The 23,824-nt window shown below is 63.3% G+C and carries 22 protein-coding genes and 1 tRNA gene; 1 reads left to right on the top strand and 22 read right to left on the bottom strand.

Features of this window, described 5'->3' with window-relative positions; genetic code table 11:
• Positions 1-343: 343 nt before the first annotated feature.
• The 8 genes from H8R18_RS09820 to H8R18_RS00675 all read right to left on the bottom strand — a co-directional run bounded on the left by H8R18_RS09820 (position 344) and on the right by H8R18_RS00675 (position 11,152).
• Entirely contained in the window at positions 344-1,090 is a 747-nt protein-coding gene (locus H8R18_RS09820; protein ID WP_223875132.1) for a DUF4913 domain-containing protein, read from the bottom strand.
• Entirely contained in the window at positions 1,080-2,300 is a 1,221-nt protein-coding gene (locus H8R18_RS00705) for a hypothetical protein (RefSeq protein ID WP_191071788.1), read from the bottom strand. Before H8R18_RS00705 ends, H8R18_RS09820 begins: the two co-directional genes overlap by 11 nt.
• A gap of 73 nt (positions 2,301-2,373) precedes the next feature.
• Positions 2,374-4,329, bottom strand: coding sequence for a relaxase/mobilization nuclease domain-containing protein (locus H8R18_RS00700; RefSeq protein WP_191071787.1), 1,956 nt, complete (start codon positions 4,327-4,329; stop codon positions 2,374-2,376).
• Complete coding sequence (locus H8R18_RS00695; protein ID WP_191071786.1) at positions 4,326-5,255, bottom strand: plasmid mobilization protein; 930 nt, start codon at positions 5,253-5,255, stop codon at positions 4,326-4,328. The genes H8R18_RS00700 and H8R18_RS00695 overlap by 4 nt, the downstream gene beginning before the upstream one ends.
• 1,859 nt (positions 5,256-7,114) lie before the next feature.
• A complete protein-coding gene (locus H8R18_RS00690; RefSeq protein WP_191071785.1) occupies positions 7,115-8,416 on the bottom strand; it encodes a hypothetical protein in 1,302 nt (433 codons plus the stop codon).
• Positions 8,417-8,487: 71 nt separating this feature from the next.
• Positions 8,488-8,805: a hypothetical protein gene (locus H8R18_RS00685; RefSeq protein WP_191071784.1), complete on the bottom strand. Its 318-nt coding sequence runs from the start codon at positions 8,803-8,805 to the stop codon at positions 8,488-8,490.
• Positions 8,806-10,078: 1,273 nt separating this feature from the next.
• A complete protein-coding gene (locus H8R18_RS00680; protein ID WP_191071783.1) occupies positions 10,079-10,324 on the bottom strand; it encodes a glutaredoxin family protein in 246 nt (81 codons plus the stop codon).
• A gap of 405 nt (positions 10,325-10,729) precedes the next feature.
• Positions 10,730-11,152: a single-stranded DNA-binding protein gene (locus H8R18_RS00675; protein ID WP_191071782.1), complete on the bottom strand. Its 423-nt coding sequence runs from the start codon at positions 11,150-11,152 to the stop codon at positions 10,730-10,732.
• 263 nt (positions 11,153-11,415) lie between these two features.
• Here H8R18_RS00675 and H8R18_RS00670 point away from each other — a divergent pair, with 263 nt between their 5' ends.
• Positions 11,416-11,754 carry a hypothetical protein gene (locus H8R18_RS00670; RefSeq protein ID WP_191071781.1) on the top strand — a complete coding sequence of 113 codons (339 nt, stop codon included), beginning with the start codon at positions 11,416-11,418 and terminating at the stop codon, positions 11,752-11,754.
• Positions 11,755-11,905: 151 nt separating this feature from the next.
• On the opposite strand, the gene H8R18_RS00665 is transcribed toward H8R18_RS00670, so the two are convergent.
• The 14 genes from H8R18_RS00665 to H8R18_RS00600 all read right to left on the bottom strand — a co-directional run bounded on the left by H8R18_RS00665 (position 11,906) and on the right by H8R18_RS00600 (position 23,750).
• Positions 11,906-12,187 (bottom strand): hypothetical protein, encoded by a 282-nt coding sequence (locus tag H8R18_RS00665; protein WP_191071780.1) that lies wholly within the window; start codon positions 12,185-12,187, stop codon positions 11,906-11,908.
• A 129-nt stretch (positions 12,188-12,316) separates the two neighbouring features.
• Positions 12,317-12,790, bottom strand: a complete 474-nt coding sequence (locus H8R18_RS00660) for a C40 family peptidase (protein WP_194189298.1) — start codon at positions 12,788-12,790, stop codon at positions 12,317-12,319.
• Positions 12,769-13,989, bottom strand: coding sequence for a peptidoglycan DD-metalloendopeptidase family protein (locus H8R18_RS00655; RefSeq protein WP_194189297.1), 1,221 nt, complete (start codon positions 13,987-13,989; stop codon positions 12,769-12,771). The genes H8R18_RS00660 and H8R18_RS00655 overlap by 22 nt, the downstream gene beginning before the upstream one ends.
• A 95-nt stretch (positions 13,990-14,084) precedes the next feature.
• A complete protein-coding gene (locus tag H8R18_RS00650) occupies positions 14,085-16,232 on the bottom strand; it encodes a VaFE repeat-containing surface-anchored protein (protein WP_191071778.1) in 2,148 nt (715 codons plus the stop codon).
• 216 nt (positions 16,233-16,448) lie between these two features.
• The gene (locus H8R18_RS00645) at positions 16,449-16,829 is read right to left on the bottom strand and encodes a hypothetical protein (RefSeq protein ID WP_194189296.1); all 381 of its coding nucleotides are present in this window, start codon (positions 16,827-16,829) and stop codon (positions 16,449-16,451) included.
• A gap of 58 nt (positions 16,830-16,887) precedes the next feature.
• The gene (locus tag H8R18_RS00640) at positions 16,888-17,547 is read right to left on the bottom strand and encodes a helix-turn-helix domain-containing protein (protein ID WP_194189295.1); all 660 of its coding nucleotides are present in this window, start codon (positions 17,545-17,547) and stop codon (positions 16,888-16,890) included.
• Between the two features lie 20 nt (positions 17,548-17,567).
• Positions 17,568-18,038 carry a hypothetical protein gene (locus H8R18_RS00635; RefSeq protein WP_191071776.1) on the bottom strand — a complete coding sequence of 157 codons (471 nt, stop codon included), beginning with the start codon at positions 18,036-18,038 and terminating at the stop codon, positions 17,568-17,570.
• Between the two features lie 8 nt (positions 18,039-18,046).
• Positions 18,047-18,457 carry a hypothetical protein gene (locus tag H8R18_RS00630; RefSeq protein ID WP_191071775.1) on the bottom strand — a complete coding sequence of 137 codons (411 nt, stop codon included), beginning with the start codon at positions 18,455-18,457 and terminating at the stop codon, positions 18,047-18,049.
• The gene (locus H8R18_RS00625; protein WP_191071774.1) at positions 18,454-20,313 is read right to left on the bottom strand and encodes a helix-turn-helix domain-containing protein; all 1,860 of its coding nucleotides are present in this window, start codon (positions 20,311-20,313) and stop codon (positions 18,454-18,456) included. The genes H8R18_RS00630 and H8R18_RS00625 overlap by 4 nt, the downstream gene beginning before the upstream one ends.
• Before the next feature lie 782 nt (positions 20,314-21,095).
• Positions 21,096-21,395, bottom strand: coding sequence for a hypothetical protein (locus tag H8R18_RS00620; RefSeq protein WP_191071773.1), 300 nt, complete (start codon positions 21,393-21,395; stop codon positions 21,096-21,098).
• A 727-nt stretch (positions 21,396-22,122) separates the two neighbouring features.
• Positions 22,123-22,431: a hypothetical protein gene (locus H8R18_RS00615; protein ID WP_191071772.1), complete on the bottom strand. Its 309-nt coding sequence runs from the start codon at positions 22,429-22,431 to the stop codon at positions 22,123-22,125.
• Positions 22,418-22,642: a MerR family transcriptional regulator gene (locus tag H8R18_RS00610; RefSeq protein ID WP_191071771.1), complete on the bottom strand. Its 225-nt coding sequence runs from the start codon at positions 22,640-22,642 to the stop codon at positions 22,418-22,420. The genes H8R18_RS00615 and H8R18_RS00610 overlap by 14 nt, the downstream gene beginning before the upstream one ends.
• Before the next feature lie 428 nt (positions 22,643-23,070).
• Positions 23,071-23,143, bottom strand: a tRNA-Lys gene (locus tag H8R18_RS00605).
• Positions 23,144-23,222: 79 nt separating this feature from the next.
• Positions 23,223-23,750 (bottom strand): hypothetical protein, encoded by a 528-nt coding sequence (locus H8R18_RS00600; RefSeq protein WP_191071770.1) that lies wholly within the window; start codon positions 23,748-23,750, stop codon positions 23,223-23,225.
• Positions 23,751-23,824: the final 74 nt, after the last annotated feature.

Below are 23,824 nucleotides of genomic sequence, written 5' to 3'. Positions count from 1 at the left end.
CCGCGTCACTAGCGGTGTTAATGCCGTCGCTAGCGGGGGCGTGTGGGGTGATGCCTAGGGCTGTGGCGGCTTGTTGCCAACCATCGGGTGCGGGTGTGGGGGTGGTTTCCCTCGGGTTGGTGTCTGATTCGACGGAGCCGTCTGGGTGGAGATAGTAGCGGATCATGCCTGCCGGGCCGGGGCAGTCGGTGGTGATGGTGTCGGAAAGGTTGGCGGCGAGGGTGAGGAGGGTGTGGATGAGTTCGGGCGGGGTCGTGATCGAGGGGGCTAGCGTGGTCGGGTGGTCTTGCAGGGTGCATCCAAACCCAGTGGGGGTCTCGGTAATTGTGGCGTACATAGTGGGTTAGTAGTCGACTTTCATGTCGGGGTTGTTGTTGAGTTCTTGTTCAGCCAAGTCATTGAGGCTGGCTGGTAGCCGCTTGACAAGGGCGATGGTGTCGTCGGCCCCAACTTTCCACCGGTGGGGCGCGAACCAATACGGGGGTGGCCAGGTGAGGGGCTGGAAGTAGGTTTCCTCGACGTGCCCTTTACGGCAACGCCTAAATGTGCCTGCTGCCGGGTCGGTGAGGACGTTCATGTGGTAGTCGAAGGTGCGTAGCCAGTCGAGGTCTTTATGCCTGGCGCGGGTGGCGTAGTTGATCTCGAAGACACGCCACAAGGCTTCTAGCCGGCGTACGGCTTCGGGGTGTTTCCACCATTGTTCACACCATACGAAGTTCGCTGAATCGGCTGGCCGGTCCCACCATGCCAGGACCGCGTGAGCCACGAAGTCGAACAGGTCGGCATAGGTTGTGGGTGTTGGGGGTCCGCTAAGCGGGGTCTCTCCCGTCTCGGGGCGAGACGAAGGCTTGGGGTATAGCTGATCTCGCTTCGTCTGGCCTGGGTGTGTGGGCCGGGTGTCTGGTTGGGTTGGGGTATTAGCGTTAATGACGCGGTGCCGGCCCGCCGGGGCTTGATCGCTACGGCGGGGTTGGGGTGTGTCGGTGGTGCGTGGTCTGCGTCGGCGCCGCTTAACACGCAAACGCGGATAGTCGCGCGCCGTGGCGCTCTCGCCTGTCGCATCGGCGTGGTCAGGGGTGTTAGATGACATGGGACGCGCCTTCGTGCCTGGTCATTAGTTCGTGGTCGTGTGTCTCGATCTCGGTGTGAGTATCGGTGTGGGTGTCGGCCTGGCCAAGGGGTGCGCGCCTGGGTTTACCCGTGTCATATGGCTGGCCATTGTGGTAGATGCCGGCCTCGCGTGTGGTCCCGGCTGCGATGGTGTAGGGGGCATTTACGGCCCATCTGATGTCTTCTTCTTCGTGGTTATAGGTTTCGGTTGAGCCGTATGCCTCGGCTACGACGACGTAGCCGTCTGCCAAGATCGCGTCTTCCCATTTCTCGGGGTCGCGCTCGGCTTGGAGCCGCAAGCGGGGCTCGGCGTGTTCAAACCATTCTTGGTCTGGTTCGGGTAGTGCCTTGGCCTGGGCAAGTTCGATCATGCGGGCGGCGGTAGCGGGGTGGCCGCCGTGTCGAATCTGCCTATAGAGCGTCTGCGCTGGCCCGCTGAATTGGTACTGGTGGATGGCGTAGCCCTCATCGGGCAGATTTCGCCATAGCACGGGGGCGAAGACTCCCTGGTCTGCTAGCTGGTGGATTGTACGAAGGTCATTTCTCACGGTGTTCTTCAGTTCGCTCATGGGGGTAGGAACGCCGTGACTGTCGAGATGGTGGATGTAGTTTTCTTCCGGGGCAAGCACCGGGTAGACCAAAGCGATGCCGTAATATTTTTGTTCGTTCAAGCTCTCGACAAGCTTGGTGATTCCCTCGACGTCGGTAAGGTCGACTGGCACGATGAGGGTGTCTGTCAGGCGCATTTGCTCGCCTAACGCGTTATTGAACGCGTCCGGGGTCCACCACGTGATGGCGTCATCGAGGTCCCAGATGCCGGCTGCCATAGGCACAACGAGGTTGGGTGGGACGCTGGTCGGGAGTAGGTAGACGTTTGGTTCGTGTTCTAGATAGGGGCGGCGTGGCTTCGTTTGTGGCTGGTCCTTCCAGTGCCACTGGACGGTCTTGACGTCACACCCATAGAAGTCTGGTTGGTCTCGCCACAAGCTGATGGGCCGGTTAAACGTATAGAGTGCGGGCAGGTTGGCGCGGTGGAGTTGGCCGTGGGTGTTGTAGAAGGCTAGGCGCGCGCTCTCGGGGGTGTTGTCGAGGTGGTAGTGGCTGCCGCCTGGCATGGTCCACTCGGCGTGGGTTAACTCGCCGGTGTTGTTGTGCCTGGTGTGGGTGAGTTCGCCGGTGAACGTCGTCATGGTGTGTGTGGCCTTTCGTTAAGAGAAGTAGCGCTAATGAATGTGTGTTGTCTTGTTATGTGCCCGTGCGCACTCACATACCTGGCCCATACCCGTAGCCGTGGTCGTGGGTGGTGGTGTGGTCGGGCTGGTAGGTGTCCCAGGTGTGGGTGTCGTCGTTGTCGGGTGTGACGGGTCGGCTGTTGCTGGGTGGGGTCGTGTTGGTGTTGTAGTAGTAGCGGTCGATGTTGTCCTGACTCCAGTAGCCGTCGCGTTTGGCTTTGCGGACTACTTCGCGGATGCCGGAGAGGGTGGTGCGGTGGTATTGGAATTGCCCGTCGTAGAGGAGGACGGGGTGCCCAGTGGCGCCTATGCCGTGGTTGGCGCGGACCCAGTCGATGACTGCGGGGTCTGCGGCCCTGACGATGGTGGGGTTTACCCCGTGGTATAGGTGAATGTTGTAGGCGTGGGCGTACTCGGGTGCGCGGATGTCGCCGATGAGGACGATGCCTTTTCGCATCTCGGGTGCCAATAGGTCGCGCATGGTGGGTTCTTGGTCGCGGTTGATTTGGGTTTGTGTGCCCTCGAGGTTCTTACGTGCTTGGGCTTGGGCTTTGTAGTGGGCGTGTACGTCGTTGAGGCTGCGTAGTGCTGCGGAGAGTTTCTTCTTTTGGTCGGGCACAACCTGCTCGGCCCACATGGTGTGGGTGGCGGCCCTCATGAGTCTGGTCATTCGTTTGGTCTCGAATTCGTGGGAATCGTGGCCCTTGGAAGCGATGAGGAACCCGGTAGCGCGTTGCCACGCGTTGACCTCGAAGGGTCGGCCGCGTCCGTGGGTACGCGTGTACTCAGTGGTTTTGTACAACGCGTCGGCGGCGTCGTAGAGCTTGCCGGGCTTGTCTTTCTCTAGCTGTGTGGACAGGGCGTAGAGGCTGGAGGCGTATTGGCGGGTGATGTCGACCCACGCGGGGTCGTCGTGGGTGAGGCCGCGCATGTGTTCGCGTACGCTGTTCCATTCGTCGGTGAGTGTAGAGGTGGGTTGGGGTGTGTGGGTGTGGAGATGGTCGGGCCCGATTTGTGCGCTCTTGCGGCGGGTGATCTCGATGGCTGCTTCCATCAGGTCTGCCGCCTCGGTGGACCATGCATGGTCGTGGCGGAGGTTGGGCAGGGTGAGGGTTTTCGAGATCTTGCCGGCGGCATACCACGGCCCGTCTGGTTGTTCGGCGAGCTTGACGGCGTAGCCGGCCAACGCAAGGTCACCGCGCGTGAGCGAGGTGCCCTTCTTCCAGCGCGGGATGAAGTCGACGCCTAGGCTGCGTAGGCGCGCAAAGTATTCTGTCTCGCTCTTAGACGCATAGGCGGCGGCGACTAGTCGGCGCTTGAGTTCGTCGCGTACCGGGCGCGAGTGCAGGGTGTGGGCGTAGTCGCGGTGAGTGTAGCCGCGTGTGGCGGTGTGTTTTTCGCGTGAGGTGATGACGTAGAGGCCGAAGGTCTTTTCGGTGTCGAGCGCGGCGGCTTGTAGGCGCTGATACATGTCGTTGCGTGTGGGGAGGCGGCGGCCTGCCAGTGAGGTAGAGGCGATGACAACGTGGATGTGGGAGAGCCCGTTGCCTTGTGAAGCACCGTGGTTGATGGCGGCCCATTTGTATTCGCTGTGCCCGGCGTCGTCGATGATCCCGGCTTTCTCGAATAGGTGGTTGACGATCATTCGCCACGTGGAGTTATCGAGTTGCCCGTCGGTGGGCGCGGCTGAGAGGACGATGTGGGAGGCACGCCAGGGTTGGCGCTTGCGGGTGGCGATGTCGTCTTTACTGGTGCGCTTAGAGATGTAGGTGGGCAGTTGGTCGAGGTCGTCGAGGTGTCCGGTGATGGCTTGGTTAAGGTCTGTAGCCATAGCCGGGGTGAGGGGTGTGTCGATGCCCCAGTGGTGTTGGGTGCCGGCGTCTGCGGCAATGAGTGTGGGGTCGTGGTGTTCGTTGTGGTGTCCGGGCCCGACGAGGTAGGCGATGAGGTCTTCGGGCCAGGCGGTGCGTAGTTCTTTAACGATCATGACAGGTGCCACCATGCGCGGTCGTGGGTGAGGTCGTGGCCAATGCGTGTGGCGATGGTTTTGGCGTAGCCGGTGTAGGAGTCTGCGAGGTCGTGTAGGTGTGCGCGGGTGCCGGGCCAGGCGGCGTAGTCGTTGGGGTACATCGCGGTTTGGGCGAGGTTGGATTCGCTCAACGCGAGGATGCGGGTGAAGTGGGCGAGGTAGCCGAGCAGATCGATAACGGTTGTAAGCGAGAACGTATCGAGGTGGGTCGGGGCTTCGGGTGTGAAGGCACACCGGTGGATGACGAGATGGGACAGCGAACAGCCGAGCGCGTTTGCGTTGTTAACCATGAGGGTCTTAACAAGCGGCGTGCACTTGACGTTAATGGTCACGGTGCGCCGGTCGCCTTCGCTGCGGACTTGGCGGCCCTTGGGGTTGAGTGCGTCGGGTGTGAGGATGCGTAGTCCACGTCGGTTGCGGTTGTAGAGGTAGTGCGTGAAGGTCTTCGACAACAACGTGTAGGGCATGAGGGTCTGGACGAAGGCTTGCACGGTGGTGTTGTAGGTGTTGGGGATGGCGCGTGAGAGGTGTGTTTGTCGTGTGGCGGCGTTGAGGTCGAGTGCACGTGTGTGCAAGCGGGCGTTGATGCTGCGCATGAGTACGGCAAGGTTGTTGACGTCGATACGGGTTAGGCCGAGTTCGGTTTGCAGGTTGGAGCCGGTGGTGACTTCGTAGGCACACCGGCGCACGATGTAGTTACTGACTGAACAGCCCGCGGCTGCCGCGTTGGTCTTAACCCGGTCGCGCTCTTCGGGAAAACAACGCACGGTAAGTCGTTCGATGCATCCGGGTGTGTGGTCCTTGGGTTGGCGTCCGCGCTTCAGAGGTGCGCGGTTGGTGAGGGGTTGGAGTGGTTGTGGTGTCGTCGTGTTCGTCGTCGTCATGGTCGCGTCTCCCTCCCCTGGTGTGTTGGTCATCTAGTAATGCGCCCCTGCGCACACACGCCGTGGTGTGTGTCGTGGTGGTGTGTTCATCGTCGAACGGGCCGCCGCGGGCGGCTAGTCGCGGGCGTGTAGCCGCACAGAATGCCCAGTGCAACGAGACCTAGACCTTTGCGCGCAATGGCGCGCAAAGGTGGGTCCAGTAGCGCTTGCGCGTAAAAAGTTAGGTCAGTACCTATCGCTATCTTGCGTCCCGGCCCCTCGGGCTGGGACCGTTGCGCGCGGTTGTGTGCGTGGTTGTGCACGGGCAGTGACGGCGAGCGTGAGCGAGTCGGCAAGGCGCGTGCGCGAGCATGTGCACGGCCGCGCGCGGGGGTAGTGACAGGCCGCTCGCCGGCCTGTGCGACTAGCGCGACAGGGTCGCGCACGCGTCGTGAACGCGAGTGTGAACGTGCTGTGCGCGCTCTTGCACGCGACGCGCACAGCACGTGTCCCCTCGCTTCACGGGTGCGTGACGGCCTCGCGCACGGGGTGGAACGGAACGGAACGGGGTCGGCTCGCGAGAGTCGAGAGAGTGCGCGTGAACCTGTGCGAGAGGAGGGAGCAGGGACGCGACGGGGTCGAGTTCGTTAGCGATAGAACTCTTAACGAACACGAACGGAGTCCACGCGCGGGGTTTGCGCGTGGGGTCTCACCGGGTCGTGCGGGGGTCGTGTGCGGGTGTGTGGAGACTGCACGCGGTAGCGTGCATCGTCTCCACGCCCGCGCCGACACCGTGCGCCGGGTGTGTGTGCCGGGGTGGTGGCGTGAACGAATGTTCACGGCGCTGGTTAGTGCCGCGGGTGGGCACGCGTGTGTGAAGGGTGTGCGGGCGTAGCCTCGCACGCGTCTTCACACACGCGCCGCCGCGGTGTCACGTGGCTGGTGCAAGGCGCGCGCGAGTACGTGCGCGAGTACGTGCGAGAGTGCGTGCGCGGGTGCGCGGGGCAGTGTGGGGACTGCACGCGGCAGCGTGCACAGTCCTCCACACACCCCGCGTCACTACCGCGTGCGGGGTGGTCGCGGGTGCGGCGTGGGTGTGGTCGCGGCGCGTGTGCGAGTGCGTGCGTGGGTCGTGTGGGACTGCACGCGGTAGCGTGCATAGTCCTTCACACACCCCGCGCCGCTGCTGTGTGCGGGGTGGCGCGTCGATGGTGTCGACGTGGTGGCGGGTGCGCAGTGGCGCGCGTGACTTGTCGCGCGCGGTGGGTGCGTCATCGTCTCTGTGACTGTCACTGGTCCACAGTGAGTCGCGGCGTGAACTGTGCATGCGTGTGGGTGTGCGTGTGGCAAGGGCCGTCGCTGCCGCGGCGGGCCTTGCCGCCCGGGCCAGCGGCCCGGGCCGTGCGCGGGGCGCGCGAGGGGTGAGCTGGCACCTCGCGGCTCGGCGTGAGCCGAGCAGAGGTGCGCGACCCCCGCTCGCGCCCGCCTCGCGCACAGACAGATTGCGACAGGTCGCGTAGCGGCCTGTGCCGCTGGTCGGTTGTCCACATTGGGTGCAGGCGCCGGCGTAGCCGGGGCGGCTGTGCCCACTGTGGGCAACACCGCGGTGAAGGTCTAACGCTAGTCGCTTATGCCAGGGGACCGCCCCGGCCGGGTTGCGCAGGGGGGTGTGGGGGGAGCGGGGACGGCGGAAAGACACTGCCGGTTTGTGTCGGGCCGGCCTCGCTCCCCCCACTTCGCCGCCGCGTCGCGGTGGCGAGACTCGGCCCGGCTCGTCGCCTTGCGGCGGGCCGGGCCGCGCCGGGTGTGGGCGGGGTTGTGGGTATGGGTAGCACCCCCGCCGCGTCTGGGCGGCGGGGGTGCGGGGTGTGGGGGCGGGTCTAGAAGAGGGGGATGTTTTCCCAATCGTTGCTAGTGATGGTGGCTGCGGTGTTGCGGTGGGCGGCTGCCGTGGTCGTGGTGGTGGCCTCGGTGGTGGGGGTGGTGGTTCCGAAGATCCGGTCGAAGGTGTCGAACACGTTCGCGCCTAGGTCGTCGTTTTTGAACGGTGCGTAGGGCGCCTTGGTGTCGATGCGCTTGTGGTTGATGATCATCGACCCGTGCGCGATGTTGGGGGCTTGGTAGTACTCGAAGGCGCGGGCGAAAATCTCGGTGGGTGTCATGTAGTAGTTAACCTGTGCGGGCGTCATGTTCTCCAGGTCGAGCAGCTCCCAGTAGGCGCGCATGATGGGTTCGAATTCCTTGGTGAGGGAGTAGCCGCCGAAGACTGCGAGGTCGAGGTGGTGGCCGTATTCGTGGATGAAGGAGCGGGTGTCGCGCACGTCAACGGCGATGGTGTTGACGTGGGACCAGTAGACGCCGAGGGCGCGATGCTTGCCGAGGTAGCGCACTCGCAGGGCGGGTGCGAGGGCTTCACAGTAGGGCAGGAACCCAAGAAGGGCTTTATTGGCTTCTTCGTCGAACGTGTGCCAGGCCGCGGGGGTGACATCGTTGTCGATCTCGATGTGGCTAAACCAGTGAGCGGCACGCGAGTCACGCGCAAGCACGTGATGCTCGACGTCGGGGAACTTCTTATCTTGCCAGGCCTTGGCGCGGTGGGCTTTGGTGGTGACGGACTTGAGGTAGTCCAGTTGCGATTTAATCGCGCGCCGGCGGGCTTGGTAGTTAGATAGGTTCTCGTAGACGCGTTCGGCCGTGAACTCGATGCCCTGTTCAAAGGCGCGGGCGCGTGCGGCCTGGCTCGCGTCGGTGTCGGTGTTGTCAAAGGTGATACGGCGCCCGGCTGCGACGTCTTCGATCAGTTCTTCTCGCCCGTCGGTGAGGGAGCTGTCACCGGTGATAGCGGTATAACGCGTAAGCGACACGGCCGCGGGCTCGTTGCGGCGCCGAAGCGTATACAAGACGCGGCGCAACCATTGGGGGGCGGTTTCGTTGGGGAGCCTGATCAGGCTGGCGTTAGGGAAGGTGCGCGGGATGTTTGCGCCGGTCTCGGCTTCCGTGATGCGGCGGTAGCGGTCCGCGAGGGCGTCGATGCTGGAGTCGTGGCGGGTGTGGGCGGGGATGGGGGCGGCGGCACGCGGCGCGGGGTTGTTGGTGTTGGTGGACTCCAGGCGCCCGGGCGCGTTCGTGGTAACGGTGTGGTTCGCGGGGCGGGTCTCGGGGAAACGAATGATGTGGCTCATGATTGAGTCCTTTCTAATTCGGGTCGTAGTGGGGCACCTTGTGTGCCCCACGTCGAGGGGCGGGCGCGGTCTTAGTGGTGCGCTACTTGGGGGAGGCGGCCTTGTAAGGCGTCGTCGAGGGCTTGGACGATGGGGGCGGGGACGGGCCGGGCGTGGCGGGGGCTGGTGAGCTGGCGCGTGTGGGTGTTGAGGCGGATTGTGGGCGCGGTGGGGGTGAGGGTGATCTCGGCTCCTCGGTATTCGCCTCGTGTCCCGATGCGGTAGACAATGTCGAGGGCTGCATCGTCGAGGTAGTTACCGGGGGCGAGGTCATGGTGGGCGAAGTAGGCGATGAGGTCGTCGTAGTAGGCGGCTAAACGGTCCACAGTTTCGTGAGCGGCAGTGTTCATGTCGGCCTCCTTTAGGTCGTATTTGGTGAGCTTGGGCGCTTCCCTTCGTTGGGAAGGCGCTTGCGCTCGATCACGCCTGGAGCAGAGCGCATAAGCCGGAGGGTGTGGCCTCGCTCATGCGCGCGTTAGCGCGTGTGTGCGAGGTGACACCCGGAGGCGTTGCGTGGCGCGAGAGGTGTGATAGACCCCGAAGGGGCTTCCCAATGAAGGGAGGTAGCGCCGGCGTCAACTCGACCGGGGGCCGACATGAATACTGCCGACCCCGTTTTGCTACCAAGTGGCCGCCTACTACGGCGGGCTTATCGCCTTCCTTTGGTGACCGAGCCCCCGGTGGCTGCCTCGGCGATTCCTCGATGGTCTACCGCATCGGGGCGCGAGGCGAACAGGGGTGGGGGCCGGGATCGCCCTCACCCCCCCGCGCCCTCGACTGGTCACCCACGCGTGCCGGCTCGCCAGTCCCCGACACGCCGGCCTGTTCGCGCCCCCATCGCTCAATCGTGTAGACGCCTTGCGGGGCCGCCTCCCCTGGCGCGTGAACGCCTCCGCGCCCGCCCCTTTCGGGCACGCTTGCGTGCCCGTGACACGAATAAGAAAGGGCTCAATCATGAGGCGTGCCGTGGCGTTTCCCCGAGACCCGCCCCGCGAACCACACGCGCTAATACGGGGCCCGGGCGTCTGGAGTCCACCAACACCCTTTTCGTGCGGGCTAGACCAGCCTTGCTGGGCTGGCCCGCACGGAAAGCAGGGGGACTGTGGCCACGCCCGTGAGGGTGTGGCCGCCTTTGTACCCCGCGCCGCGTGCCGTGCGCCCCCATCCCCGCCCACACCCGCCCCGACAAATGGGGACGCCGGAGGGGACCGCTACCGCTGCTTCACGCAAGCCGAGACCGGCGCAAAAGCAGTGGAGGGATGGAACCAAAAACGCCCCGGGTGGGGATCGAGGGTGAGTGGGCAATAGAGCGGCGGTGGGGCCAGGCATCCCAGCGCCGCCCCGTCGTGGGGCGGCGCCATGAGACTGTGACGCCACCCGCGGTGGCGTCGCCTGGGGCTGTTAAGCCCTCAACCGCTACAGCGCTGGGCCAGGTGTGGGCGCTGGTGGGTGTCGCAAGGCTCGACGCGGGCGGGTCAGCGTAGCTGAGCCGGTCGCGGGGGGATACAGTGACGCCGCCGCCTGCGGTGGCGTCGCCGCGGCGTACGCCCTCCCCTGGTCTAGCCAGGCCAGCCCGGCGCATGTTCCGCGCCCGGTCCCTTGGTGGGGCCGGGCGCGGCGGGGCTAGCGGGTGAGCTGGGTGAGTTCGGTGGGGTTGAACCCGGTGGAGACGATGACGGGGCCGGATGTGCCCGGCGTGTAGAGGACGGGGGCGCTGGTGGCGCCTCGGGTCTTGAGTTGGGCGAGGGTGTCGGGGTGGTTGGTCAGGTCGATGGTGGTGTGGGTGATGTTGTGGGTGGTGAGCCAGCGCTTGACCATGCGGCAGCGCGGGCAGTTGGGAAGAGTGGCGAGGTAGAGCGTGGTGGTCATTGGTCTGTTTCTTTCTGTGTGGCCCCGTGTGGGGGTATTGAGTGAAGACAAGGGGCGTGCCTCACGCGTCGACAAGCGGGAAGGCAGCACGGGTCCTGGGGTGGCCTAGCGCATACACCGCAGGTGTGTGGGCTAGGCCAGGCCGGGTGTGTTGCCTGGAGCGGGACGCGTGATAGACCCGGTTTGCTTCACTCCCCCACACCCCAGCCACGCCAGAGACAGGGGAAACAGGCCAAGGGACGCCACTAAGTCGCTTAATGAACCCGAACCGTGGCGAGTGCGGTTAGCGTTTGGCCCCACAACATTCACCCACGCCTGGCCCGGCACCCGGCGGTCTCGCCTAGCACCCCGGGCCCGGCCCCGCTCCCGCGGACACGCCCCGGTGGGGTGTGTCCGCGGCGCCGGCTAGAACTCGTCGTCATCGTCGACGGTGAACTCGTAGTCCCCATCGAAGGGAGGCTCCCCCGTCTTGGCGGGAGCGAAGACGGTGAGTGGAACATTGAAGGAGGCGCCGATGTGGTCGGCGTAGATGGTGCGCGAGATGCGTTTGTTTCCGTCCTCATCCACCCACTGCCGGGTTTTCAGGGTGCCGGCGACGATGACGGGGATCGGCCCACACGCTGTCACAGTGTCAACAAGGTTCGCGGCGGCCTTGCCGCGAACCTTAATGGAGTAATACGTGGTGGGGCCGTTCACCCAGTTGCCTTGTTCGTCGCGGGTGGAGTCGCGGGCGGAGAGGTGGGCATAGGTGTAGGTGGTGGCGTCGGCGGTGTGGAGCTGGGGTGCCTTGGCGATGATGCCGGAGACGGTGATGTGGACGCGTGACATGGTGGGGGTCCTTCCGGTTGTGAAAACTACTGGCACTTGTAAGGGCTCCCCTGCGCACACCCCCCACGCGTTTGTGTGCACAAGATCACGAATTTATTACGGTCTCTCATGAGATCTGGGGTCACATAGTGACCCCAGATAGGCCCGACACGTACCCCTGGTTAGTGAGGTGCGCCACTGCCTAGACGGTGTGGTGTGGGGTCGGAACATGTGTGGTGGGTGCCGGGTGTGGGTGGGGTGTGCGCGGTGGCGCATATGGGGGTATGGGAATTGAACTTGAACACTTGTCGCTCAATCTTGGCGCGCTCTACGTGTTGGGTCGCGCTGACGCAGATATGCGTGCCGCTCATGCGCGCTACACCACCGCTTTGAACGGTGCTCGCGCGGTGGGGTGGAGCGATCACGCGTTGCGTGCCTTGGGCGCAACGATTCATTCAAGTGCGTTGAAGGGGGAACCGTTCGCCCCGCTTGGTGACTTGAGGTTGCCTGATGAGGACGTGGCCCAGATTGAAGAAGATCTCGCACTCGCCGCTCAAGCCGTGGCGGAACAAGCCGAACAGGCCGAAGCAGCACAGGCAGGGGAAGGCGAGGCAGAGGATTAAGGGTTTTACCCGTAATGAACTGGTGATGTGTAGGGAGGTGGTGACTAGGTAGAGAATTCGCGAACGTCTTTTCGAGGGATGACGACTAAAGCCGGTCCCGATCCTGCCCCTAGGGTCGGTCCCGGCTTTAGTCATACCCACACACGCACGTTTACGTATAAGGCGGGTGATGGTGGAAGACGACCGGGTGCTCGACGTTGTCTGGGGTGTAGGTGTGGGGGTAGCGGCGGGTGCAAATCTCATCGAGGATCTCGGGTTGGAAGCCGTCACCGCGAACGAACATGGCTTCCCCGGTGTCTTCGATGATGAGGGGTGAGTGGGTGAGGCCAGCGGTGATGGCGGCGCGTTGTAGCTCGATGTTTCCGGCCAGCTCCCATTCTTCCCAGGCCCCATCGCTAATGCCGTGGTCGGTGAGCCATTGGATCGTGGTCACGGTGCGCAAACACTCCCGATATGCGGCCAAAATCAGACCCCCGGCAGGTGGAGGCGGCGGCGGAAGTAGCGGCATGGAAGACATGTCAGCGGCGGGTGTGTTGGTGGTGGTCATGGGTGGTGTGTCTTTCTAGTTTTTCTTCTCTAAGCGGGTTGCTGCGACGAAGGTGTCGGGGTAGAAGGTTTGCGCGATCACGCCGGCGCGCTGGTTCGCGGCGTGGTTGATCTGGCCGTTACCGACGTAGATAGCAACGTGGGTGATCCTGCCCGGGCCGGTGCCGTAGAAGAGTAGGTCGCCGGGTTGGGCCTTGGTGGTGACCTCGGAGGCTTTCGTGGTGATGGTGTGGGCTTTGGTGGCGTCGTATTGCTGTTGAGAGTTGTGGGGTAGGTCGACGCCTAGGGATTGGTACATGACGAATTTGGCGAAGCCCGAACAGTCAAAGCCGCCATTGGTGGGGCCGTTGTTGTCCCCGCCGCCCCACACGTATTTCGTCCCGATCTTGGATTTAGCGGTGTTCAAGATGGCGGCTTGGTGGGCGTTGGTGAGCGTGGTGGGGATGTCGTTAGTGGGTTGGTCGCTGCCTAGCCCGAACAGGTCGCACATGAATTCATCAAACCCGCCCCGTCAGAGCTGCCGGCTGCGGTGGTTCCGGTTGCGGTAGCGGTTTTACCCTCAATGAAGGGCATGGGGTCAATGGGTTGGCCATCGCGTTCAATCTGGTAGTGCACGTGCGGGCCAGTAACCGCCCCCGTCGACCCGGTTTTGCCGATTTCATCGCCCGCGCGGACGTGTTGGCCAACTTTGGCTTCTGGCACAGACAGGTGACAGTGCGTGGTGGTCCATTCATGCCCGCCAAATGAGCCGTGGCGGATACGGACCCAGTTACCGCATCCTTGCACCATTTTCACCTCATAGACCACGCCTGGCGCGGTCGCGAACTGGGCTTCTCCGGTGGGTGAGGCAAGGTCGACGCCTTGGTGGAGCTTCGGGGCCCCGGTGAGGGGGTGGATGCGGTAGCCGAAGGGAGAGGTGATGGACAGACTCCCGGTCTTGGGTGGAGAGAAACTGCCATCCCAACCCGACTCGCCCACTCCCCCACTCGCATTCGTCTTCGCATCCTGGCCTTCGCCTTCGGTTTTGGTGGGTTTCTTGGTCTTGTTCGGGTCGGTTAGCTTTGCAGCCTTAGTGGCTTGGGTGGTGGAGGCGGTGGTGGTGATGGTGGCCCCGTATTTCTTGGCCAGATCGTTGATCTTGGGGATATACGCGAGGGTTTGCCCGTATGGGGGTACGCCGTGGTTTTCTGCCACAGCCCCTTCGCCGGCGTTGTAGGCGGCCAAGGCTAGGTCGGTGATGGAGTAGGTGCCGAGGCTGATCTTTCCTGATTGTGCCCACGAGTTCATGCGTTCATACAGGTCACACATGAGGTGGCCTTGGGAGTAGATGGCATCGGCTGGGTTAGTTATGTCGGCTTTGCCGTCCCCGTCACCATCCAGGCCGGAACTGGCCCAGGTGGAGGGCATGAATTGGGAGATGCCGCGCGCGCCAGCCGATGAGGTGGCGTTGGGGTTCCAGTTGGATTCGGCTTCTACCTGGGCCGCAATGAGGGCAGGGGTGATGGGTGCACAAATCGAGCCGGCCTTTTTGACGGATTCGACGTAAGCCGGGGGGACGGTGCCGGGGTCGAACCCGGTCATGGTGGTTGTGGTGGCGTGGGCTTGACAGGTGTTGAGGATAGCGGCGGCTGGGAGGAATACGCATGAGGCGAGGCAGAGGGTGGGGGCGAAGATGGTTGCGAGTTTCATAGCGTCCTTACTCCTACAGGCGCGTTTGTGGGGGTGTGCCCGGCAAACCACACACGCTGGTGGGGTTTGCCGGGCACAACTAGAGGGGGGCCGTTTTAGGCCTTGGTGGTGGCCTTGCGGCGGTGGGCGCTCATCGAGATACCCGAGCCGATGAGGAAGAGGGCGAACAGGCCGACGGCAGCTGCGCTAGCCCCGGTCTTCGCCAGTTCCTGCGGCGGGTTGTTGACGTGGACCGTCTGACCCTTGTCCTCAATATCGGCGTGCACGGCGATCTCGCGATCGTTGTGTGCCAGGGACTCGAACACGACGATGTCGTGGCCGGCAAGGTGTGTGGCGTCAACGGTGAAGGTGACGTCTACACAGTCATTGGCCTTGGTCGGCTTATGCGTGATCGTCTCGCTCACAGGCTTGCCGTTGGCAGTAAGGGGCTTACCGGTGGCCTTGTCCATGAGGGTGCCGGTGAGGGTGTATTCCTTTGCCGGGTCAAGGTTGGTGTAGCAGACCTTATCGGTAATCGTCTGGTTGCCCTTGGGCGCGATTTCCTTGTCCCCGTCCTTGCCGTCCTTGGCGGTGGTCTTCACCCCAGGTGCGGGCGGGATGGTCTGGTCCTTGTCCTTGATATCGGCGTGGGTAGCTACCTTGAGCTTGCCCATGTGCAGGTCTTCAAACACCACGGTGGGAGCCGAGGTGAGGTCGCGCCCGTCGACGGTAAACTCGATCATTTCACAGCCCTTAGCCGCTTCAGGTGTGAAGGTTTTGGTGGCCGTGTAAGACTTACCCGTCGCCTTAGCGGTAAGGGGCTTACCGGTGGACTGGTTCATGAGGGTACCGGCGAGGGTGTATTCCTTACCCGGGATGAGCGAGTCGTAGCAGACCTTGTCGAACACCTTTTGGTTAGCCAGCCCGGCCACGAATTTATCCCCGTCAGTTGAGCCCATTGCGGTGGTCTTGACGGTGGGCGGGGGCGGGATGGTCTGGTCGTGGTCCTCGATGTCGGCGTGGGTGGCAACCGACTTGCCTTCATGGATGAGGTCTTCAAAGACGACGGTGGTTTTACCGATGAGGTCACGCCCGTCAACGTCGAACACCATATCGACACACCCCTCAGCCTTCTCAGGCTTAAAGGTCTTGGTGGCCTCATAGGGTTTACCCGTAGCCTGCGCCATCAACGCCTTACCCGTCGCCTTGTCGGTCAACTCGCCGTTTAGCGTGTATTCCTTACCGGCAATGAGGTTGGTGTAGCACACCGTGTCGGTGATCTTCTGGTTAGGCAGGGAGGGCACAACCTTGTCTTGGGCGCCCATCGCGGTGGTCTTCAACTTGATGTTTTCCACATCGAACTCGCCCGTGGGGCCGTAGTGGTCGGTGGGGTCGTTGCGGTTAAACAGCATGTTTTGGAAACCGGGCTTGGACTGGAGGTGGTTGACCGTGCCGTCAAAGTTGAACTTGGTGGCATAGGTAACCGTGCCGTTACCGGTGGCAACCCATTCCAGCTCGATCGGGCCAGCCTGGCTGGTGCCCGTCCACGTGTCCTTACCGTTGGCCTTGAACACGGCAGGGCCCTTCAAGATGACGGTGACCGGGATACCGGCTACCCACTGGTTGGCTTGGGAGTACACGCCGATGTTGTAGATCTTGCCTTCCTTGTCCTTGGCCCCGTCCACGGTCGAGGACGTGTAGGAGTGGGGGGAGGCGGCCTTGGCCTCGGCGATATATTGACGCGTCAGCTTGGCAACATTGGGGTATTGCTTCTGGATCTCGCCCCAGTAGGTGACCCAGGAATCCTTGTTCGTGGCGTCGTAGTTCAGGTGCACGATAGCGGCAATCGCGGCCCGCGAGTCCGCGGTGTTCACGGCCTCATACTTCTTCAAAATCCACGCCATCTGCGCGGCAGACCCGATGGTGATGTCTTCTCCACCCAGCGGCATGATTTGCTGGTTTGATACGAGTTCGTAGTCGTGGAGGTATTCGTGCGGGCCAGGCGCGACGGCGTCGATCTCGGTACACCACGAGATCCCCGCGTCTGCCTTACCGGAGGGGTCTTTGAACGCGCCTAGCCACGTGTAGTGGCCGGCTTGGGGAATGTACATGGCGTAGCCAGCACCCGAAGTGTTGGCGATCGTGACCGCGTGAGCGGCTTGGGGAGCGGCAAGCCCCATACCCGCGATCGAGAGGCAGCCAGCCAGCAGCAGCGCCAATGTGGAGGCGGTGCGTGCCCACTGTTTCCTTAGCGAGTCGGACATGTTTTGTCTCCTCGAAGAGATGGACAAGATTGACAGGTGGGGTATCGCCCACGTGGCGCGTGGGAGAGACCCCGCTATGACATGCACCCGTGCGCACACAACACGCCCCCACACACGCACACACACCCCGCGCACACGCACACACGCGCGGGGCTTGGGTAGGGGTGTGCCCGCCCCGAGGGAGTAACCACAGGGCGGGCACGATGTGTGTGGTGGTTAGGCGGTGGCTTTGAGTTGTGGGTGGAGGTGGGGGAGCACGACGGTGGCGATCACGTGGTCGAGTTCGTCTTCGTTAGGGGTATTACCCATACTCAAAAAGCCCCTAGTGGCGCCACGGCGTGACCCGGTGAGGGCGGTCATGAGGGCCATCGCGGCAGGCCGGGAGAATCCCATGATGCGCAAGGCGGGGTCTTTCCCGGCCACGGTGTGCTCATACGAGGCGCGAGTGGTCATCGCGATTTGGAAAACACGCAACGTAGCAGCCCAGGCCAGGCGCGGGTGGACCTGGTGAGAGATCAAAGCGAAGGCGAACCCGGTAAAAGCTGGGTGATCGAGCAGAGCGGCATAGGTGATGGCGTCAGTGGTAGGCCCACTCACCGAAGCCTTGCCGTCTACGTGTGTGGTGAGTGTGCGGGCCATATCGGTTGGGTCGAGGCTAGTAGCGGTGCCCTTGCATTGGTCCCGGAACCGGCGGGAGGCGTAGCGCAGCAGGACGGACCATGTGGCGGCGGGTGGGCGATTTCTTCGGCGTGTTCTTGTAGCGCGATCCACACATCCGCGGCCAAGGATTGCGCCCGCTAGGTGTGGTGGGGTCGATGCCGGCTGCGGTCATCGTGGTGTGTCCTGCCCGCTTGTTGTAGAGCATCATTTTATCTGCGGCCACTTCCATGAACATGCTCACCACACGGGTCTCGATAGCGTCCCAACCGGTGTTCTTAGCCGAGATCACGAGTTCACGGATCCCGGTATCAGTAGCGAGGTTGAGCCGCTCTAGGCCGGTACGGGCCGGGCTGGTTGTGGTGGTGGGGGTGACGGTGTTCGCGGCGTTAAGCCGCGCATCCGTGGCCTCCATATCGATGGGCAAACACATCTCAGTGACCGCGCCGCGATAGGTCGCGAAATGGCGTTGACGGATACGGATGAGGCCCAGGTCGGATAGGTGGGTGAGGATCTTCGCGACGTGGGTACGCGAGTAGCCGGTGGCGTCTTGAATGTCTCTACGGGTCAACCCCAGTGCGACGCCTTCGGGGTCAACCCAGCGGGCAACCTCGGTGAGGATCGGTTTTTGGGCACGCGAGAGCTGGTGGGACTCCACCCATAGGTGAGCATTCGGGGTCAACACGAGACATCACCCACTCCCCCACTCACGGCCTCACTAGCGCCGTTAATGCCGTCGGCGGCGGTGTCGGTGTCGTTGGTGGTGCCGTCGGCGTCGCTAGCGGTGTCGCTGGTGTTGGTGGTGTCGTTGTTGTCGTCTTGGTCGGTGAGGGGTGCGGGGTGGGTGGTGCCGGTCTCGAGATCGGCTGCGGCTGCCACGAGGTAGAGCCTGCCCCCGCTCGAGCGGTTGATTAAGCGATATTCCATAAGGCTGCGCATCGCGGCCCGGTAGTTCGCCCGCCCGGCCTTCGTTGCCCCGAACAGTGGAGCGAGGGTGTCGCGGTAGCCAGAAAGACGTCCCTCAGCATCACAGTGGTCCCACAAGATCGATAGCAGGCCGCGTGTGGCCGCGTCGGGGCCGGGTGCGGGTGGTTTCAAGGCGAGGAACCCGGATTGGCAGATCACCATGTTTTTCTCGATCACACTCACCACAACCCCTACGAGGCGTTCACAAGCATGGTGAGGGTCGAGCCCAGGGCAAGGGCGGTGGCGTTAGTGACAAGCCACAGACGCATCATCAGGCCGCCCCACACACTGCCCCGGTTCGCATAGGCGATCAGGCCGAAGCTAACCCAACCAAAGATCCACCCACACGCCAGAGCCATCACTTTTGCCACATCGAGGCCGGCCAAACCGGTGCCGGTGAAGAGGCCGGTGAGGAATGTGGCAATATTCGAGGCCAGGCCCCACGCGAGCCACATGTGCAACAAGCCCAACCCGGCTGGTGCGATCACGTCGAGACCCCAACCAAGCAGGCCGGCTAGGCCTATGCGGGTCCAGGTGGTGTCTTCCGGGGTGTTCTCAACCGGTTGGGACAGCGTGTGCGGTTGGTCGTGGAGGTTGCTCATTTCGCGGCCCCCTCACTCAACGAGGCCAAGCGCTCCGCGAGCCCTGCGAGGCGGGCATCGCCAGTGGCGGTAAGCGCTTTAGCCAGACCGGTAGGGGTGCCGTGGCGTTCGGTGAGTTTGCGCATCGTGCGCCACGCGGCGGCGATCGAGGCGCCGGTGGCGTGTTGGTGGCTCACGTAGGCGTCTCGGGCTTCCTCACACGCCCGCTCCAGCGGACTCATCGCGGCCAAACGTCTAGCGTCGGCCTCGGCGGCGGCTTTCGCGTCGGCGGCCTCACGCGCCGCCAAGGCCTCGCGCTCTTTCCCGGCCTGGGCGTTCTTGGTCTTTTTCGCTGTGATTGCCGGCGAATCCAGCCTCGCGATCTCGCTCGAGAGCCGGTGGAGGATCAGGCCACACGCGTTGCGCAACGCCGGCGGGAGCGGGTTTGAGCCCAAGCGTGCCTGGATCTGCGAGGGCGTCCACTCCCCCGGCCCCGTCAAGGCCTGCAAGTGCCGGGCGATCTCTTCGATCTGCGACGCTCCCAGCAACCCGATCCAGCCGGTTGGCAAACACGCGCTAGCCAGGGCAAACGCGTCCGGATCCACCCGGGTATTCCCGGCCCTCGAGGGGCGAGATGCAGCCGCCCTCGACGGGCCGGCCTGTGGGGCGCCCTGCGGGGTGCCTGGCTGGGGCTGGCTGGCGCTAACCCCGCCCGGCCTGGACCTGGTCGAGGTCCCGGCTTGGGGCCGGCCTGCGAGTGTTTTCCCCGGTGCTGCCTCGGCGCGGTGGCGTGCAAAGGCCCTAGCCGGCCCGGACTTCTCGCCAAGCCTCGCGCCAGCCTCGGGCCTAGCGCTGGCCTCGGGCCTGGCGCTGGCGTTGGTGCGTGGCGTCGAGGCTGGGGTGCGTCGGGCAGGCGGCGAACCCGCCGAGTCCTGCCGCGGTGGCGTGGTCGTGTCTGGTCGTTGCGGAGCATCCGCACCATACCGTTCCCGAGAATCGTTCTCGCGCGTTTGGTGAGAAGGTTCTATAACGGTTTGGTTTGGTTTGGGTTCTTCTGGTGTGGGTTCCTTCCTTATATGGAAGGTGCGCGCTGGGTCACCTTCGTTTTGCTGATTTGTCACCTTCGTTAACGATGGTGACAAATGAGCACCATCGTTGCGACCTGCGGTTTTACCCGGCTCGGCAAGGCTGCCCTTAGTAAGGTCGGCCTCGCTCGGGTTAGGCGTATTACCCGCGGTCTGGTCGGGTGCGTAGTCGTCGACGGGGGCCTCAGAGTGGGGGTATTCCTCCCCCGTCCAGCCCGTCCAGGTGTCGTCGTACTCGGGTGCGGGGTAGTCGCTCCAGGGGTCCTCGGGGGCGTCATAGCCCCAGGGGTCGGGTGGCATGTCCCAGTTGCCGTTATCGCCTTCCCACGGCTGCCACTGGTCAAAGCCCGCCCCGGCCTCGCCGGCCTCCTCGGGCGTAACCGTCTCGAGGCTAGGCGGGGCGTCGTTGGGCGTGGTGTTCTTGGGGGCGTTGTTCTGGTTGCGGCGGTGGACTTCATAGGCGTGGGCGTTGACCTGGTTACGGGTGCGCTCAATCGCGTCAGGCAGGGCGAGTACGTAGATGTTGCTGGCGCGTCTGATGTGTCCGTGTGAGGCCGTGTTCGTCGCGACTACCCAGCGTTCTTCAACCTGAACGAGCTTGGCTTCACGTAGTTCCGCTACCGAACGCGACACCGTGTAGGGACTACACATGCCGTGAAAGGCCAGGGTCTTACGCGAGGGCCAGGCCTCCCCATCGTCATTCGCATAGTTCGCCAGGGCGAGCAAGATCAGCTTGGTGGTGGGTTTCAACCCGGTGCAGTTCAGCGCCCAGGCCATTGCTTCAACACTCACAGCGACTCACCTCCCCCACGCTCAGTGCGGGTGTGCGCGCGGGTGAGTGCGGTGTCGCTATACCCATACAGGCCCCGGCGTTGGGGTGTGGGGGTATGCCACAACGGTTGCCCGTGTTCATGGCGGCAGTCCTTGAAGTTATGTGAGTAATCGGTCGAGCGACGCTGACCGCTGTGGTTAGCAGCGGCTAGCGTCGGGCGCTTAACCACCCGCTCACATTCGGGCCCGTAGCTTTCCCCCCGAGGGTCTTGTATGGCTACGCGCCGCCCGACTGCCGCCAAGCTGTAAGGCCGGCGATAGCCGATACAAATAGTCCCCATCACGGAGGGAAGGCCCGATGTGAGAGGTGTGGTTAGCACCCGCCATCAGGCTAGCACGCGTGAAGGGTCGACAGGTAGAGACAGGGGTGTGTGGGGTGTGGGCGTGTCCGCGTGTGTCCCGGCGTTGGGGTGTGCGGGTATGCCTAGCCTGTGTCATGGCGGCAGTCCTTGAGTTGTGTAGCAAATCGTTCGAGCGACGCTGGCTGTCTTGTTCAAGGACGGCTAGCGTCGGGCGCTTGAACACCCGGCTACACACGGGCCCGTAGCTTTCCCCCCGGAGGGGTCTTGTATGGCTACGCGCCGCCCGACTGCCGCCAAGCTGTAAGGCCGGCGATAGCCGATACAAATAAGCCCCATCACGGAGGGAAGGCCCGGTGTAGCAGGTGTGTTCAGCACCCACACTGAGAGTAACACGTGGGGCGGTCGAACCTAGCGGCCTTACTGGGGGCGTGTGTGGGGTGTTCATGCGGTCTGCCCCTTGTACTTGTTTCCTAGAGAGGCTTTGGTGTCTTCGCGCCAACACGCCCCGACAGCGACGGGGAGCCATTCGGCCAAGCTCTTGTCGATCACGCTGTGGGCGTTCTTGGTGAGGGTGAGGTGTGCGTATTGGTGGACGCGGCCGCTGGTGGAGCGGGGTGTGTCTTTATCCCAGTTGGGGATGTCGATCCATACGAGGTGGCGGTCAAAGTCGGCGGTGCCGAGGTCGTAAATGTCGAACGTGTAATGGTCCCATGTGGCGACCCATGCGGGTGCGAAGGGCATATCCAACAGTGGCCAGGTGTCTAGCTGTTCGCGGGTGGCGAGGCGGCGTGGTGTGGGGATGGTGTCCCTTATAGGGCCACACCATGTCCGGGAGTCCCACACTGTGTGCGCGACGGTGGGGCGCCTAACATCGGCGGGAAAGATCATGAAGTCTGGTGTGTTGACTCCACAGATGACGGGGACACTGATGTGGTCCCCGTCGGGTAGGACATAACCGGGGAACACATGGAGGTTCCCGATCCCGGCGAATGGGACGGTGAGGAGGGCGTCGCCTCCGGGTAGGTCGGGGAGTTTCCCGCTAACCCATTCAGGGTGCGGGGTGATAGTGAAAGTACTGTCGATCATCGCGCACTCCCCATGTTGGGTGTGCGGGTATGCCTCGCCTGTGTCATGGCGGCAGTCCTTGGGTCGTGTAGAAAATCGGTCGATCGACGCTGACCGCTGTGGTTAGCAGCGGCTAGCGTCGGGCGCTTAACCACCCGTCTACACTCGGGCCCGCAGCTTTCCCCCCGTAGGGGTCTTGTATGGCTACGCGCCGCCCGACTGCCGCCAAGCTGTGAGGCCAGCGGTAGCCGATACAAATAAGCCCCATCACGGAGGGAAGGCCCGGTGTAGAAGGTGTGGTTAGCACCCGGGGCCAGAGTAACACGTGGGGCCGCCGTCATCGCCGGCCTTACGGGGCACATGTGGGTTGGTGTGTTCATGGCGTCTCCCTTGGTTGGTGTCGTCATGATTGAGTGGGGGTGTGCGCACGGGGCGTGTGGCAGATGTAGGCGGCGACGTCGATTCCTGCCCACACCACACACGCCTGGGCGGCCACACTCCCCAGGCCGGCTAGGACAGTGGTTAGCGTTTGGAGTGTTAACGAATCACTACCGGCGAACGCGGCCCACGCCGCTAGCGCCGCAAGCGTGATGGCGGGGATGAAGGCGAGGGTGGCCCGTAGCCCGGGAACGCGTTTAGCTACACGCCAGGCGTAGTAGGCACGTAGGACGGTGATGGCGACGGGATTGTGGCCGCGCCTAGTCGAGGTCATGGTGGCAGTCCTTGCCATACCCCGCGCCGGCGCTAGTCAACATGTCGTCGATGTCTGAGGCGCGGAAGAACAGTCGCCCGGTGGGGGTGCGCATACTCGGCACGTAGCCCTTGCGTGCCCATCGTCGAACGGTGGCGGGTGATTGTCCTAGGCGCTGAGCTACTTCACTCGCCGTACATAGCTGCAACGATCCGCTATCTTCGCCTCGCATGTTCGTAACATACATAATGCACATCATGCATAGCAAGCGCTCGATTGGTCAGACTCGCTCAAGGTGGCGCATTGCGCGCACAGCGAGCAGGTGATACATTTGAGGCATGAGGAGATCACAGCGCGTGCGCGACGTCGGCAAGGTTACCGCCGATAGTGCTATCGGCATGACTGTGCGTCAATACCTCAATTATGGCGGTATCTCGGTCGGCACCTTCGGTGACATGATTGGTATTACCCAGGGGACGGCTAGCCGCAAGCTTGGCGGCAAGGTTGCATGGACCGCCCAAGAAGTGTTGATGGCGTCGGCCGCGCTTGGTCTTAGCCTTGAGGACTTGATGCCTACTTGGGATGGGGCGTCGGATGTTCCTAGCTGGATTCCTGCCCCGTTTAAGCCTGCGAAGGCGCTTGATTTTGAAGAGTTGTCGGTGCGCCCACAGGGGCTCGAACCCTGGACCCACGGATTAAAAGTCCGCTGCTCTACCAACTGAGCTATAGGCGCATTATCGCCAGTGTAGCGGACATTTTTGACTCCGCCGAAGTGGCGGCCGCCTCACTAACGACCACCTTCGCCACGCACGTTACCGCACGTTACCGAAGGCCTTCCACGCGGCACCTGCCATGAGGAGACCCAGCCCGGCCGCGCACACCGCGGTGAACCACGATCCATCACGCACGCTGATGACGACGGTAACAACCATAGCTGCGGCCAAGAACGTCGTGATCCCGACACGGAAGCGCGCCTCGCGCTGCACCGCAGCTCCACCATCGGTTTCAGTCAGGACACGCGCATAGTCCTGCGGCGCTCCAAACATGTCCTCCGGATCCACGCCATCCGCCGTAGCCGCGTCGCGCGCACGTTGGACCGCGGCATGCGCCTCGACGCGCGGCCACCACATGCGATGACGTAAGAGCACGTATACCTGGTGATACCAATCCCCTGCCTCGGAGTGTGTGGCAGGCGGGGTAAGCGTACGGTCGGGAATCTTCTTGACAATCACGACCATGACGAGCGCCGCGACGACCAACCACCACAATCGGCCCCACGGCAACGGCAGAGGCCGAGCCAAACCGGCGACGCCCTTACCGATTATCCCAAAGGCAGCCATGGCGATCGTGGCGGCAAAGCCGACAACAATGCTCCGTGACCGGAGTGCTCGCGGCCCCAACCAGCCCCACATCC

This window comes from Nanchangia anserum, from assembly GCF_015240065.1.
Classification (GTDB): Bacteria; Actinomycetota; Actinomycetes; order Actinomycetales; family Actinomycetaceae; genus Nanchangia; species Nanchangia anserum.
The sequence above is the reverse complement of the archived record's forward strand: the minus strand, read 5'-3'. Positions and strand labels throughout refer to the sequence as shown.